The organism is Cupriavidus sp. C2SS-8b, assembly GCF_057073745.1.
Map to the genome: position 1 here is coordinate 1,373,553 of NZ_CP172716.1, position 14,008 is coordinate 1,387,560.

The window sequence follows — 14,008 nt, forward strand, 5'->3', positions numbered from 1 at the left end:
TTCATCCGCGGCCCCGCGCTGGGGACGAGTGCCAGACGCAACTGCCAAAAGCCGCGGACGGCGCCACGCGGGCCGTCCGCCGGTGCGACGGCTCAGCGCGCCGCTACGACCTTGCGCGCAAAGCCCGACAGTGCATCGAGGACTTCGTCCGGCCGTTCGCCCATCATGGCGTGGCCGCACGGGACCGAAACCATGCTGGCATGGGACATCTTCGCGGCCAGTGCCTGTGCGGCCTTGGGCGGGGTCATCATGTCCTTGCTGCCCGTGATGAAGAGTGCGGGGCAGGACAGTGCCGCCGCGGCTTCCTCGCCATGCGCGTAGGTGTTGCAGGCGGTGAAGTCGTTATGGAAGACATGGACCGACGGGTTGTTGCGCGCGACGCGTTCCATCAGCCGCTGGCTGCCGCCCTGCATCCACGCGCCAGGCCCGGGGGATGACGGCTTGTTGGCCAGGCTCGAGTGCGACCACGCATTGACCATGGCGATGGCCTGGCCTTCGCGGTTGAGCGCGGCGTCGAGCAGCGCATCCGATACCTTCATCGGATAGGCCGTTGCCAGCATGGCGATGCCGCGCACGGACGGCGCATGCCGCGCCGCGCATTCGAGGGCGATCAGCGAACCCATGCTGTGGCCGAACACCAGTACCGGCGCCGTCACGCCGGCAGCGGCCACCAGCGACATTACCCAGTCGGCCATCTCTTCGACTGTTGCCAGCGGTGCGCCCTTGCTGCGGTTGTGGCCGGGCAGGTCCACCGCCAGGACGGAGAAGCCATGGTTGGCGAACCAGCGCGTTTGCAGTCCCCAGACGCTGTGGTCGTTCTGCGCGCCATGCACGAACACGGCGCAGGGCAGGGCGGGGTCGAACGGCTTGCCGCCGGTGTAGGCGTAGGCCGGCTGGCCAGCGATCTTCAGTTCCATCAGGCTTGCCCTCCCTTGCCGCTCATGGCCTTCTCGGCGGACTTCAGGCCGCGCTTGAGGTCCTCGATCAGGTCGTCGGCGTCTTCCAGGCCGATCGACAGTCGGATCGTGCCTTCCGTGATGCCAGCCGACTGCAACGCCGCAGCGTCCATGCGGAAATGCGTGGTCGAGGCCGGGTGGATCACCAGCGAGCGCGCATCGCCGACGTTGGCCAGGTGCGAGAACAGCGACAGGCTTTCGATAAAGCGCTTGCCGGCTTCTCGGTTGCCCTTCAGGTTGAAGCTGAACACGGCGCCGCAGCCGCGCGGCAGCAGGCGCTTGGCCAGTTCATAGTCGGGGTGCGACTCCAGCTCCGGGTAGGCGACGGACTCGACCATCGGGTTCGAGGCCAGGAACTGCACCACGCGCCGCGTGTTCTCGACATGGCGCGCCATGCGCAGCGGCAGCGTTTCCACGCCTTGCAGCAGTTGCCACGCGGCCATCGGGTTCATGCAGGCGCCGAAGTCGCGCAGGCCTTCGCGCCGCGCGCGCAGCAGGAACGGCGCGACCGTGCTTTCCTCGGTGAAGACCATGTTGTGGAAGCCTTCGTACGGCTCCGACAATTCCGGGAAGCGGCCCGAGGCTTCGAAATCAAACGTGCCGCCTTCGACCAGCACGCCGCCGATGGTGGTGCCATGACCGCCCAGGAACTTGGTGGCCGAATGGTAGAGCAGGCCCGCGCCAAGATCGAACGGGCGCAGCAGGTAGGGCGTGGTGAAGGTGGAATCGACCAGCAGCGGAATGCCGTTGTCCTGGCCGAGCTGCGCCAGGGTCGGGATGTCGAGCACGTCGAGGCCGGGGTTGCCCAGCGACTCGCCGAACAGCAGGCGCGTGTTCGGACGGATGGCGGCGCGCCACGCGTCAATGTCGCGCGCCTTGACGAACGTGGTCTCGATGCCGAAGCGGCGCAGCGTGTAGTGCAGCAGGTTGTGCGAGCCGCCGTACAGCGCGGTGGAGGCAACGATATGCGAGCCGGCACCCATCAGCGTGGCCACGGCCAGGTGCAGCGCGGCCTGCCCGGAGGCGGTGGCGACGGCGCCCGCGCCGTTCTCCAGCGCGGCGATGCGCTCTTCCAGCACCGCCACGGTGGGGTTGGAAATGCGCGAGTACACGTGGCCCGCGCGTTCCATATTGAACAACGACGCCGCATGCTCGCTGTCCTTGAACACGAACGAGGTGGTCAGGTGGATGGGCGTGGCGCGGGCCCCGGTGGCGGGGTCGGGCGCGGCGCCGGCGTGCAGCGCCAGCGTGTCGAAACGGGTACCGGACATGGGGATTCGAGCGAGAGTTGTCTCCGGGCTGCATCGTAGCATCGCCCGTGCGGCGATGGGGTCATCCGCCCGGAAACCGGCCTGTGCTTTACTTATCCGGGCGATCTGGGCTAGCATCGGCGCACGGGCAACCCCTGCCCGGACATCCCATGAACAGATAAAAAGGCATTCGGCCCCCCCCGTTTCCGGCAGGGCGCCATGCCGCAGGCACCGGTAGCGGAGACACACATGAAAGTCAGCGACATCCTCCAGATCAAGGGCAATACGCTCTACACCGTGACGCCTGACACCGCCTTGCTGGTAGCCGTCCACACCATGGCGGAGCACGACATCGGCTCGCTGGTGGTCATGGAGTACGGCGACCTGGTCGGCATGCTGACCTTCCGCGAGATCATCGAGACGCTGGCCAGGAACGGCGGCAGTGTCGGCAACACCAGCATTCGCAAGGTGATGGACGATGCGCCGCTCACCTGCACCATGGAGACCGACGTCAACGAGGTGCGCCGCATGATGCTGGAGCGTCACACCCGCTACCTGCCGATCCTCGACAACCGCACGCTGATGGGCGTGATTTCGTTCTACGACGTGGCCAAGGCGGTGGTGGAAGACCAGAGCTTCGAAAACAAGATGCTCAAGGCCTATATCCGCGACTGGCCCGAAGAGCAGGAACGCGCAGACTGAGCAACGCCGGGCCGGGTGTGTCTCGGCCTAGGTGCAGTCCGGCCATCGTGATGGCATGATGGCGGCCGGAACGCCGCCCCGGCAGAATCCCGGGGCCAACCCATCCGGGCCCCAAGCCTGCCAACATGAGCCAAAACAGCCAGTTTCGACTGCTCGGCGCGCGCCGTTTCGCCCCGTTCTTCTGGACCCAGTTCCTGGGGGCGATGAATGACAACGTCTTCAAGGTCGCCTTCACCTCGCTGGTGACCTATCACACGGCGCTGTTCGAGGGCGTGGACGCCCGCAGCGCCGCCTTCCTGATCTCGGCGGTCTTCATCGCGCCGTTCGTGCTGTTCTCGGCGACCAGCGGGCAGATCGCCGACAAGATCGAAAAATCGCGCCTGATCCGGCTGGTGAAGTCGCTCGAGATCGCCATCATGGCGCTCGGCTGCGCCGGCTTCGCCTGGCACAACGCCACGCTGCTCTACACGGGCACCTTCCTGATGGGCCTGCATTCCACGCTCTTCGGGCCGGTCAAGTTCGCCTACCTGCCGCAGCATCTCGAGGAATCCGAACTGGTTGGCGGCAACGGGCTGGTCGAGATGGGGACCTTTGTCGCGATCCTGCTTGGCACGCTGCTCGGTGGCGAACTGGCCGGGCTGGAGCAGGGCGGCAAGCTGATCGGGCCGCTCTATGTCGGCGTGGCCTGCGTCGGCCTTGCCGTGGCCGGACGCGTGGTGTCGCGCGGCGTGCCGGTGTCGCCTGCGCCGCAGCCCGACCTGCGCATTAATTGGAACCCGTTCACGGAGACCTGGCGCAACCTGATGCTGGCGCGCGAGAACCGCACGGTTTTCCTGAGCCTGCTGGGGATTTCGTGGCTATGGTTCCTGGGCGCGACCTTCCTGACCTCGTTCTTCAGCTTTGCCAAGGACGTGCTGGGCGGCGACCAGAACGTGGTGACGCTATTGCTGGCGGTGTTCTCGGTGGGCATCGGCATCGGCTCGCTGCTGTGCGAGCGCTTGTCGGGCCGGCATGTCGAGATCGGCCTGGTGCCGTTCGGCTCGATCGGCATGACGGTGTTCGCGGTGGACCTGTACTTTGCCAGCCACGGGCAGGCGAGCGGCACGCTGACCGGCGTTGGCGGCTTCCTCGCGGGGCCGGGCCACTGGCGTGTGCTGGTCGACTTGCTGCTGCTGGCCATGTTCGGCGGCTTCTACAGCGTGCCGCTGTACGCGCTGATCCAGAGCCGCAGTGCGCCCACGCATCGCGCGCGCATCATTGCCGCCAACAACATCCTGAACAGCTTCTTCATGATCGGCGCTTCGCTGCTGGGCGTGGCGATGGCGCAGGCGGGCTTCAGCATTCCCGAGTTGTTCCTGGTGGTGGGCCTGCTCAATGCGCTGGTGGCGATCTACATCTATTCGCTGGTGCCGGAGTTCCTGCTGCGCTTTGTGGCCTGGATCCTGGTGCATACGGTCTACCGGCTGCGGCGCGTGAATGCCGAGCGGATTCCCGCCGATGGCCCGGCCGTGCTGGTCTGCAACCACGTCAGCTTTGCCGACGCCGTGGTGCTGATGGCCGCCAGCCCGCGCCCGGTGCGCTTCGTGATGGACCATCGCATCTTCAAGGTGCCGCTGATGTCGTGGTTCTTCCGTCAGGCCCGCGCCATTCCGATCGCGCCCGCCCATGAGGACCCCGCGCTGCTGGCGAAGGCTTATGACGACGTGGCCTCTGCGTTGCGGGACGGCGATCTGGTCTGCATCTTTCCGGAGGGCAAGATCACGGCGACTGGCGAGATCAACGCGTTCAAGCAGGGCGTGCAGCAGATCATCCAGCGCACGCCGGTAACCGTGGTGCCGATGGCCTTGCGCGGGCTGTGGGGCAGCTTTTTCTCGCGCAAGGGCGGGTCGGCCATGACGCGGCCGTTCCGGCGCGGCGTCCTGAGCCGTCTGGAGCTGGTCGTCGGCGAACCGGTGCCGCCGGACCAGGCCACGCCGGAAGGCCTGCAGCAGATGGTCACCGCCCTGCGCGGTGAATGGCGCTAGCGCGCGCTCGCGTACTGCCATGCTCACGCTCTACACCTTTGGCCCCGCTTTCGGCCTGCCCGACGCCAGCCCTTTCGTCACCAAGGCCGAAATGCTGCTCAAGCTGGCCGGTCTGCCTTACCAGACCCGGCGAGGCAGCCTGCGGCGCGCGCCCAAGGGCAAGCTGCCGTATCTGGACGACATGGGCCGCATCGTGGCGGACTCCACGCTGATCCGCTGGCATATCGAGAAGACGTACCACATCGACTTCGACGCCGGCTTGACACCTGCGGATTGCGGCATCGCCTGGGCGGCGGAAAAGCTCATGGAAGACAACCTGTACTGGGCCGTGGCGCGCATACGCTGGCTTGACGAAGCCAACTTCAAGCGTGGCCCGGCGCAGTTCTTTCGCGCGGTGCCGGCGCCGGTACGTGGCCTGGCGGAGCGGCTGGTGCGTCACAAGGTGCGCCGCACGCTTTGGAACCAGGGCTTGGGCCGGCATAGCGAAGACGAGCTGGTTGCGCTGGCCGGCAAGGGCGTGACGTCGATTGCCGACATTCTTGGCGACCGTCCGTACCTGATGGGAGATCGGCCGTGCGGCGCCGATGCCACGCTGTTCGCCTTCGCTGGCAGCCTGCTGTGCCCGCTGTTCGACACGCCGATCCGCACCGCTGCCGAAGGACATGCCAACCTCGTGGCCTACGTGGCGCGCATGCGCGAGGAGTTCTATCCGGATTTCGATCCGGAAGCCGCGCAGCAGGGGGAACTGCCGCGCCGCTGAGCGCCAGGCCGGGCGCAGAAGGGCGGGCATTGGCCTTACAATGTAGGCCGTCCCCAATTCCTGTGCGGTTTCCATCATGTCCGGCAATACCCTTGGCCTGCTCTTCACAGTCACTACCTTCGGCGAATCGCACGGGCCCGCCATCGGCGCGGTGGTGGATGGCTGCCCGCCGGGCATGGCGCTGACCGAAGCCGATATCCAGGGCGACCTGGACCGCCGCAAGCCCGGCACGTCGCGCCATGTCACACAGCGCAAGGAACCGGACCAGGTCGAGATCCTCTCAGGCGTGTTCGAAGGCAAGACCACCGGCACGCCGATCTGCCTGTTGATCCGCAATACCGACCAGCGCAGCAAGGACTACGGCAATATCGTCGAGACCTTCCGCCCGGGGCACGCCGACTACACCTACTGGCAGAAGTACGGCATCCGCGACTATCGCGGCGGTGGCCGTTCGTCGGCGCGCCTGACCGCGCCGGTGGTGGCCGCGGGCGCCGTGGCAAAGAAATGGCTGCGCGAACATTTCGGCACGGAGATCCGGGGCTATATGTCGCAACTGGGCGAAATCGAAGTGCCGTTCAGCGACTGGTCGCAGGTGCCGGAGAACCCGTTCTTCGCCGCGAATGCCGATATCGTGCCGGAACTCGAAACGTATATGGATGCGCTGCGCCGCGATGGCGATTCGGTCGGCTCGCGCATCGAAGTGGTCGCCAGCAATGTGCCCGTGGGCCTGGGCGAGCCGCTGTTCGACCGGCTCGACGCCGATATCGCGCACGCCATGATGGGCCTGAACGCAGTCAAGGGCGTGGAGATCGGCGCCGGCTTCAACAGCGTGTCGCAGCGCGGCAGCGAGCATGGCGACGAACTTACCGCGCAGGGTTTCCGCAGCAATAACGCCGGCGGCATCCTGGGCGGCATTTCCACGGGCCAGGACATCACCGTGTCGCTGGCGATCAAGCCGACTTCCAGCATCCGCACGCCGCGCGAGTCCATCGACAAGTCGGGCAATGCGGCGACCGTCGAGACCTTCGGCCGCCACGACCCGTGCGTGGGCATCCGCGCCACGCCGATCGCCGAGGCGCTGCTGGCGCTGGTACTGGTCGACCACGCGCTGCGCCACCGCGCCCAGTGCGGCGACGTCAAGGTGGACACGCCGCGCATTGCCGCGCAGGCCCCTGGCCAGCCGGGCTGAGTTGGGCGCGGCGCCCGAGACCGTCACCGCCGTTCCGGCGCGGCCTGACTACGGCCGCTTCGGTCTCTTCTACCTCGGGTACTACGGCTACGTCGGCGTGATCTCGCCGTTCGTGAGCCTGTTCTTCGCGGCGCGCGGCTTCACGGCCGTGCAGATCGGCGTGCTGATGGCGTCGTTCCAGTTCAGCCGCATCCTCGGCCCCTACCTGTGGGGCTGGCTCTCGGACACGATGCACACGCGCGTGCGCATCCTGCGGCTGACGGCGGTCGGCGCTCTTGTGGCATTCCTGGCGCTGCCAGCGGTGGAGAGCTACGGCGGCATGATGGCGATGATGGTCGCCATCAGCCTCATCACCAGCGCGATGTCGCCGCTTGGCGATGCCCTGACCATTTCCACGCTGCGTCGCTATGGCGCCTTCGACCACCGCTACGGCCGCATCCGCATGTTCGGCTCGGTCGGCTTCATTGCCGCCGTGCTGGCGGGCGGCGCGCTGTTCCAGCAGCTCGGCATGCAGGCCTTTCCATGGGTGGCCAGCACCATGCTGGCGATCTTGATGGCGATGGTGTTCGGCATGCGCGATGCGCCCGACGAAGGCCCGCGCGTGCGGCCACCGCCCGCGTTGCCGCTGCTGCGCCGGCCGGACGTGGCCTGGTTCTTCGCTTCCGCTTTCCTGATGATGTTCGCGCACGCGGCGCTGTACGTGTTCTATTCGCTCTACCTGGAGCGGCTGGGCTACAGCAAGTTCGCGATCGGCGTGATGTGGACCATCGGCGTGGTGGCGGAGATCGTGTTCTTCTACTTCCAGGGCCGGCTGTTCGCGCGTGTGCCGCTCGCGACGATCCTGGCCGGCACGTTCGTGCTGGCCGCGGTGCGATTCGGCCTGACCGGCTACTTCCCGGAAGTCTTGTGGTTGATGGCCGCCGTGCAGGTGCTGCACGCGGCCACCTTCGCGGCGCACCACAGCGCCAGCCTCAAGCGCCTGCAGCACTGGTTCGCGGGGCCGCTGCAGGGGCGGGGGCAGGCGCTGTACACGGGGATTTCCTACGGCGTCGGCGGCACGCTCGGCGGACTGGTAATGGGCTGGACGTGGAAGGTGCTGGCACCCGCGCATACCTTCGGCCTGGCGGCGGCCGCCGCAGCAGCGGGCGCGGTCTGCGCGCTGATGAGTTTTCGCAACCCGGCCGTGCCGGGCGCGGCTCAGGCCAGTTCGGCGGCCACGCGCTCGGCGATGGCCAGCGACGAGGTCAACCCCGGCGACTCGATGCCGAACAGGTGAACCAGTCCCGGCACGCCATGCGTGGCGGGGCCGTCGATGCGGAAATCCGCGGCAGTTTCATGCGGGCCGCTGATCTTGGGGCGGATGCCGGCATAACCCGGCTGCAGCGCATCGTCGGCCAGTCCGGGCCAGTAGCGGCGGACTTCGTCGTAGAAACTGTCGGCATCGGCGGGATCGACGCTGTATTCGATATCGTCGATCCAGCGCACATTGGGGCCGAAGCGCGCCTGGCCGCCCATGTCGAGCGTCAGGTGTACGCCGAGCCCGGCCGCTTCGGGCACCGGATAAATCAGCCGCGAGAACGGCGCGCGTCCCGCCAGCGTGAAATAGCAGCCCTTGGCGTAGTACTGCGGGGGGATATGGGCCTCGGGCATGCCATCGATACGGCGCGCCAGTTCGGGCGCGGTCAGGCCGGCTGCGTTGACGACCGTCCGGGCCAGCAGCGTAGTGCTGCCGCCGTCCTCGTTCCCGATTTCCAGTTCGATGCCTGCGGGCGTGATCGCGCCGCGCAATACGGGTGACTGCACCGCGAGCATCGCGCCGGCGTTTTCGGCATCGCCGAGCAGCGCCGTCATCAGCCCGTGGCTGTCGATGATGCCGGTGGACGGCGAGAGCAGCGCGGCGTGGCATTGCAGCTGCGGCTCCAGCGCCTGGGCTTCGGCGCGCGTCAGGAAGCGCAGGTCATGGACGCCGTTAGCCGCGGCCTTGGCGCGGATGCCTTCGAGCGTGGCCACCTGTGCCTCGCTGGTCGCCACGATCAGCTTGCCGCAGCGCTGGTGCTCGACATGGTGGGAGGCACAGTATTCGTACAGCATTTCCTTGCCGCGCACGCATAGGGCGGCCTTGAGCGAGCCGGCCGGGTAATAGATGCCGGCATGGATGACCTCGCTGTTGCGCGCGCTCGTGATGGTGCCAAAGGCGTTCTCGGCCTCCAGGATGATGACTTCGCGTCCGCTCATCGCCAGTGCCCTGGCCACGGCCAGTCCGACGACACCCGCGCCGATCACCACGCAATCCACGTTCTCCATGTTCTTTCCTCGATTCTGGTTGATGCTGTATCCGGTTGCCGCCCGGCCTCGATCAGGCCAGCGGCAGGCCCAGCCGCTGTGCGGCGGCACTCAGGTGATGAAGCGCGGCCTCCCGCGCTGCGGGCGGGCTGCCGCTGGCGATCGCTTCGACTAATGCCGCGTGTTCGGCATCGGCGGCGCGCGCGGTGCCATGTTCGGCCCGCAACCGGGCCGTGTTTTCCCAGGCGCGCTGGCGAGCGGCCAGCATCTGCTGGCTGACGAAGTCGGTCAGCCCCGTAAAGCAGGGGTTGTGTGCTGCCTGGGCGATGGCATGGTGGAAGGCGATATCGGCGGCCGCCGCCGCAGCGAAATCCGCGGCGTGATCTTGCATGGCGGCAAGCGCCTCGCGGATCTGCCGCAGGTCGGTGTCGGTGCGGCGCGCCGCCGCCATTTCGGCGCAGGCGGTCTCCACCACCATGCGCAGTTCGAACAACTGGGGCAGGCTGGGACCGCCGTCCGGCCCGCTCGCGACACGCCACGCCTGGCCGCCCGGCGTCTCGGACACGTAGGCGCCAGCGCCCTTGCGCGTCACCAGAATGCCGTCCGCCTTGAGCAGGGCGATGGCTTCGCGCACGATCGGGCGGCTGACGCCGAACGTGCCCGCGAGCGCGGATTCGGCTGGCAGCCGTGCACCAGCCAGGAAGCGGCCGGCGGCAATGTCTTCGCGCAGTGACTGGGCGATCCGGGTGGCCAGCGAGGCCGGGCGTGGAAGGACGTCCACCATGGTATTGAGATGTCAGGCTGTCAGACAGATTTTGGTGAATTTTGCCGTTCAACCGTAGGCGCGTCAAGGCTTGAAAAAAGCCGCTCAAAGTTTGCCGATATCCGTCGATATGAATCAGATGGCGAATACTGCCCAGCAGTGAGCTGCCAGACCAAAGACCAGTCCTTGCCCGCCTACCATGCCGGAGCCATCATGATCCATCTCTCTCCCAACGATCTCCCCGTGGGGGCGCCGTTGCCCTGGTCGCTGCTGGACGGCGGCGGCAACCTGGTGCTGGGCATCGGCAACGTGATCCCCGACTCGCGCGACCTGGCGCTGGTGTTCCGCCATGGTCAGCTGTGCCGTCAGGATGCTGACTCGGGCGAGCATCCGCCGGCCGACCTGCCGCCGCCAGGGCCGCTAGGCTTGCAAGTCGGGACGCTGCTGCACGTCAAGCAGCCGGGGGACAACAGCCGGGCCGCGGCCAGCCGCCTGATCGGCTTCGTCGAGCAAGGCCTGTTCGTAACGTGGCCCCAGCTGGGCGGCCGGGACCTGCCGGTGCAGGCCGGCGACACGCTGCTGCTGCGTGGCTTTTCCGGGCGTGTCATCCACAGCTTCACTTCGACGATCACGGCGGTGTGCCGCAGTCCGTTCCGCTACCTGGTGCTGTCGGCGCCGGCGCAGCTCGACCAGATGCCGGTGCGCAAGGCCGCCCGCGTGCCGACCCGGCTGGCTGCCTACATGACGCAGTCGCAGGAGGGTGACCACGATGCGTTCTCCGGCGAACTTGCGAACGGCGCCGCGCGCCTGGTGATTGTGTCGGATCTCAGCACCGGCGGCGCGCTGGTCCACGCAGCCGGGCCGGCGCCGGCGGTCGGCAGCCGGGTCCAGCTGCGCTTTCGCTTGCGCACCACGTCGATCGACAGCGAGATCCTTGCCGATGCCCTGGTCGTGGCGGAGAGCCACGGGGACGCCGACTACCCGGCGTTCGGCATTGCCTTCGATGTGCTCGCCGAACGCGAGATGACGCTGCTGCAGTGCTATATCTACGAGCAATTGCTGCTTGGCAGCGGCCTGTCGGTCTAGCGCGGCGCAGCCTTACCGTACAAGCCAAAGCAAAGAGGCACCCGAAGGTGCCTCTTTTGCATGGTGCCCGGCGCATGGCCGGGCGGGTGTCTTACATGTTCACGTAGTTCGGACCGCCACCGCCTTCCGGCGTGACCCACACGATGTTCTGCGTCGGGTCCTTGATGTCGCAGGTCTTGCAGTGCACGCAGTTCTGCGCATTGATCTGCAGGCGTTCCTTGCCCGAGGTCTCGTCCTGCACGAACTCGTACACGCCGGCCGGGCAGTAGCGGCTTTCGGGGCCGGCAAACTTTTCCCAGTTGACGTTGACCGGCACGCTGGCGTCCTTCAGCGTCAGGTGGGCCGGCTGGTTTTCTTCGTGGTTGGTGTTGCTGATGAACACCGAGCTCAGGCGGTCAAAGGTCAGCTTGCCGTCCGGCTTCGGGTAGACGATCTTCTCGCACTCGGCCGCCGGCTTCAGGTAGACGTGGTCGGGCTTGGTGCGGTGGATGGTCCAGGGCGGGTTGCGGATGCCGAGCTTCGGCAGCAGCCATTGCTCGATGCCGGTCATGAGCGTGGCGGTGGTGCGGCCCTTCTTGAACCACTGCTTGAAGTTCTTGGCCTGCAGCAGTTCCTTGTACAGCCAGCTCTGCTCGAACGCAGCCGGGTAGGCAGTCAGTTCGTCGCCCTGGCGGCCGGCCTGCAGCGCGTCGTAGGCGGCTTCGGCGGCCATCATGCCGGTCTTGATCGCGGCATGGCTGCCCTTGATGCGCGAGGCGTTCAGGTAGCCGGCGTCGCAGCCGACCAGCGCGCCGCCCGGGAACACGGTCTTGGGCAGCGACAGCAGGCCGCCGGCGGTGATGGCGCGCGCGCCATAGCTGAGGCGCTTGCCGCCTTCGAAGTACTGGCGGATCTCCGGATGGGTCTTGAAGCGCTGGAATTCCTCGAACGGCGACAGCCACGGATTGGTGTAGTCCAGGCCCACGACGAAGCCGACTGCGACCTTGTTGTCTTCCATGTGGTACAGGAAGGAACCGCCGTAGGTAGCCGGATCGAGCGGCCAGCCGGCCGTGTGGACCACCAGGCCAGGCTGGTGCTTGGCCGGATCGATTTCCCACAGTTCCTTGATACCGATGCCGTAGCTCTGCGGATCCTTGCCGGCGTCGAGCTTGTACTTCGCGATCAGCTGCTTGCCCAGGTGGCCGCGCGCACCTTCGGCGAAGATGGTGTACTTGGCATGCAGTTCCATGCCGAGCTGGAAGTTGTCCGTGGGCTCGCCGTCCTTGCCGATGCCCATATTGCCCGTGGCCACGCCCTTGACCGAGCGGTCTTCGTTGTAGAGCACTTCGGCGGCCGGGAAGCCGGGGAAGATTTCCACGCCCAGCGCTTCGGCCTGCTGGCCGAGCCAGCGCGTGACGTTGGACAGGCTGACGATGTAGTTGCCGTGGTTGTGGAAGCATTCCGGCAACAGCGCGTTCGGGGTGCCCTTGGAACCGCCTTCGTTGAGGAACAGGAACTTGTCCTCGGTGACCGGCTGGTTCAACGGCGCGCCCAGTTCCTTCCAGTTCGGGAACAGTTCGGTGAGCGCGCGCGGGTCCATGATGGCGCCCGACAGGATGTGCGCGCCGGGCTCCGAGCCCTTTTCAAGCACGCACACATTGACGTCGTTGCCTTTCTCCTGTGCCAGCTGCTTCAGGCGGATGGCTGTGGCCAGGCCGGCGGGACCACCGCCGACGATGACCACATCGTATTCCATGGCCTCGCGTGGCCCGAACTGCTCCAGGAGTTGCTGCTGATCCATTGTCTCTAACCCTCTGTTTCTTGGCGCCTTGCCTGCAATTGTGGGAAATGCCTTGTTTGTTCGAATGAACCGGCTTGCATCGAAAGGTCGCCAGGACGCGCCGTTCCGCGCGTTTTCCCTCTTTCCCTTTACGGGCCAAGTTCTTAGAATCTCCGGCATTGTCCGGGACTCGTCACCCTCAGGCAAGGATTTTTTTGGAACGGTCGTTCTTTTTTTGGTATTCTGCCTTCCGATTCTCATTGGGCAGGGTGCGCCACACGGTCACGCCAGCACGCGGGGTAGATATGGGTTTGTCGATCAATCTGGAAGGCAAGGTCGCGCTCGTGACCGGGGCTTCAAGCGGGCTCGGCTCGCGTTTTGCAACGGTTCTCGCGGCCGCCGGCGCCAAGGTGGTGCTGGCTTCGCGCCGCACGGAGCGCCTGAAGGAGCTGCGCGCGTCGATTGAGGCTGAAGGCGGCAGCGCCCATGTGGTGCGCCTGGACGTGACCGATCCGGTCAGCATCCGCGCGGCCGTTGCGCACGCGGAAACCGAGGCGGGCGCCATCGATATTCTCGTCAACAACTCGGGCGTCTCGACGACGCAGAAGCTGACGGATGTCACCGCCGAAGACTTCGATTTCGTCTTCGACACCAATACCCGTGGCGCCTTCTTCGTTGCACAGGAAGTCGCCAAGCGCATGATGGCGCGCGCCAAGGGAGCCGAGAAAAACGGCAACCCGCTGCCGCAGGCGCGCATTATCAATGTCGCGTCGGTCGCGGGCCTGAAGGTACTGTCGCAGATCGGCATCTACTGCATGAGCAAGGCGGCCGTGGTGCATATGACCAAGGCCATGGCGCTCGAATGGGCGCGCCATGGCATCAATGTCAACGCGGTCTGCCCCGGTTATATCGACACCGACATCAACCACCATCACTGGGACACCGATGCCGGCCAGAAGCTGATCCAGATGCTGCCGCGCAAGCGCCTGGGCAAGCCTGAAGACCTCGACGGCCTGCTGTTGCTGCTGGCTTCGGACCAGTCGCAGTTCATCAACGGCGCAGTCATTACCGCCGACGACGGCATGGTCTGAGCCGGATCGACGGCCGTCCGGCACCGCGCCGGCACACGCTGCCCAAGGCCAAAAGCCGAAGGGCAGCGCTTTGTTTTGGCATCGCCCAGGGCTTATCCGGTCCCCTTGGGCGATATTCGAGCGCGGCTTCCACGCAGGTGGCAAT

General features: G+C 66.4%; 12 protein-coding genes. 7 read left to right on the forward strand and 5 right to left on the reverse strand.

Going from position 1 to position 14,008, the window contains the following annotated elements:
- Window positions 1-92: 92 nt before the first annotated feature.
- Together ACIGJB_RS06350 and ACIGJB_RS06355 are read right to left on the reverse strand one after the other, a co-directional pair.
- Window positions 93-917 (reverse strand): alpha/beta fold hydrolase, encoded by an 825-nt coding sequence (locus ACIGJB_RS06350; RefSeq protein WP_483731892.1) that lies wholly within the window; start codon window positions 915-917, stop codon window positions 93-95.
- Window positions 917-2,227: an O-acetylhomoserine aminocarboxypropyltransferase gene (locus ACIGJB_RS06355; RefSeq protein WP_483731893.1), complete on the reverse strand. Its 1,311-nt coding sequence runs from the start codon at window positions 2,225-2,227 to the stop codon at window positions 917-919. Before ACIGJB_RS06355 ends, ACIGJB_RS06350 begins: the two co-directional genes overlap by 1 nt.
- 228 nt (window positions 2,228-2,455) lie before the next feature.
- Between ACIGJB_RS06355 and ACIGJB_RS06360 the strand changes: the two genes are divergently transcribed.
- The 5 genes from ACIGJB_RS06360 (at window position 2,456) to ACIGJB_RS06380 (ending at window position 8,157) form a co-directional block, all read left to right on the forward strand.
- The gene (locus ACIGJB_RS06360) at window positions 2,456-2,908 is read left to right on the forward strand and encodes a CBS domain-containing protein (RefSeq protein WP_483711102.1); all 453 of its coding nucleotides are present in this window, start codon (window positions 2,456-2,458) and stop codon (window positions 2,906-2,908) included.
- A gap of 125 nt (window positions 2,909-3,033) precedes the next feature.
- Window positions 3,034-4,932 (forward strand): MFS transporter, encoded by a 1,899-nt coding sequence (locus tag ACIGJB_RS06365; protein ID WP_483731894.1) that lies wholly within the window; start codon window positions 3,034-3,036, stop codon window positions 4,930-4,932.
- Between the two features lie 19 nt (window positions 4,933-4,951).
- The gene (locus tag ACIGJB_RS06370; protein ID WP_483731895.1) at window positions 4,952-5,692 is read left to right on the forward strand and encodes a glutathione S-transferase C-terminal domain-containing protein; all 741 of its coding nucleotides are present in this window, start codon (window positions 4,952-4,954) and stop codon (window positions 5,690-5,692) included.
- Window positions 5,693-5,768: 76 nt separating this feature from the next.
- Window positions 5,769-6,881 (forward strand): chorismate synthase, encoded by a 1,113-nt coding sequence (aroC, locus tag ACIGJB_RS06375; RefSeq protein WP_483731896.1) that lies wholly within the window; start codon window positions 5,769-5,771, stop codon window positions 6,879-6,881.
- A gap of 1 nt (window position 6,882) precedes the next feature.
- On the forward strand, window positions 6,883-8,157 hold the full coding sequence (locus ACIGJB_RS06380) for an MFS transporter (RefSeq protein ID WP_483732264.1): 1,275 nt from the start codon (window positions 6,883-6,885) through the stop codon (window positions 8,155-8,157).
- Here the strand turns inward: ACIGJB_RS06380 and ACIGJB_RS06385 are convergent.
- Both ACIGJB_RS06385 and ACIGJB_RS06390 read right to left on the reverse strand, forming a co-directional pair.
- The gene (locus ACIGJB_RS06385; RefSeq protein WP_483731897.1) at window positions 8,079-9,185 is read right to left on the reverse strand and encodes an NAD(P)/FAD-dependent oxidoreductase; all 1,107 of its coding nucleotides are present in this window, start codon (window positions 9,183-9,185) and stop codon (window positions 8,079-8,081) included. The two genes, ACIGJB_RS06380 and ACIGJB_RS06385, sit on opposite strands and share 79 nt — an antisense overlap.
- Before the next feature lie 52 nt (window positions 9,186-9,237).
- Window positions 9,238-9,945: a FadR/GntR family transcriptional regulator gene (locus tag ACIGJB_RS06390; RefSeq protein WP_483732265.1), complete on the reverse strand. Its 708-nt coding sequence runs from the start codon at window positions 9,943-9,945 to the stop codon at window positions 9,238-9,240.
- 195 nt (window positions 9,946-10,140) lie between these two features.
- Here ACIGJB_RS06390 and ACIGJB_RS06395 point away from each other — a divergent pair, with 195 nt between their 5' ends.
- Window positions 10,141-11,013, forward strand: coding sequence for a flagellar brake protein (locus tag ACIGJB_RS06395; protein ID WP_483731898.1), 873 nt, complete (start codon window positions 10,141-10,143; stop codon window positions 11,011-11,013).
- Window positions 11,014-11,104: 91 nt separating this feature from the next.
- Here ACIGJB_RS06395 and ACIGJB_RS06400 read toward each other — a convergent pair whose 3' ends face one another.
- Window positions 11,105-12,793, reverse strand: coding sequence for an electron transfer flavoprotein-ubiquinone oxidoreductase (locus ACIGJB_RS06400; RefSeq protein WP_483731899.1), 1,689 nt, complete (start codon window positions 12,791-12,793; stop codon window positions 11,105-11,107).
- A 284-nt stretch (window positions 12,794-13,077) separates the two neighbouring features.
- On the opposite strand from ACIGJB_RS06400, the gene ACIGJB_RS06405 reads away from it, so the two are divergent.
- Complete coding sequence (locus ACIGJB_RS06405; RefSeq protein WP_483711109.1) at window positions 13,078-13,863, forward strand: SDR family oxidoreductase; 786 nt, start codon at window positions 13,078-13,080, stop codon at window positions 13,861-13,863.
- The last annotated feature ends 145 nt before the right edge of the window (window positions 13,864-14,008 follow it).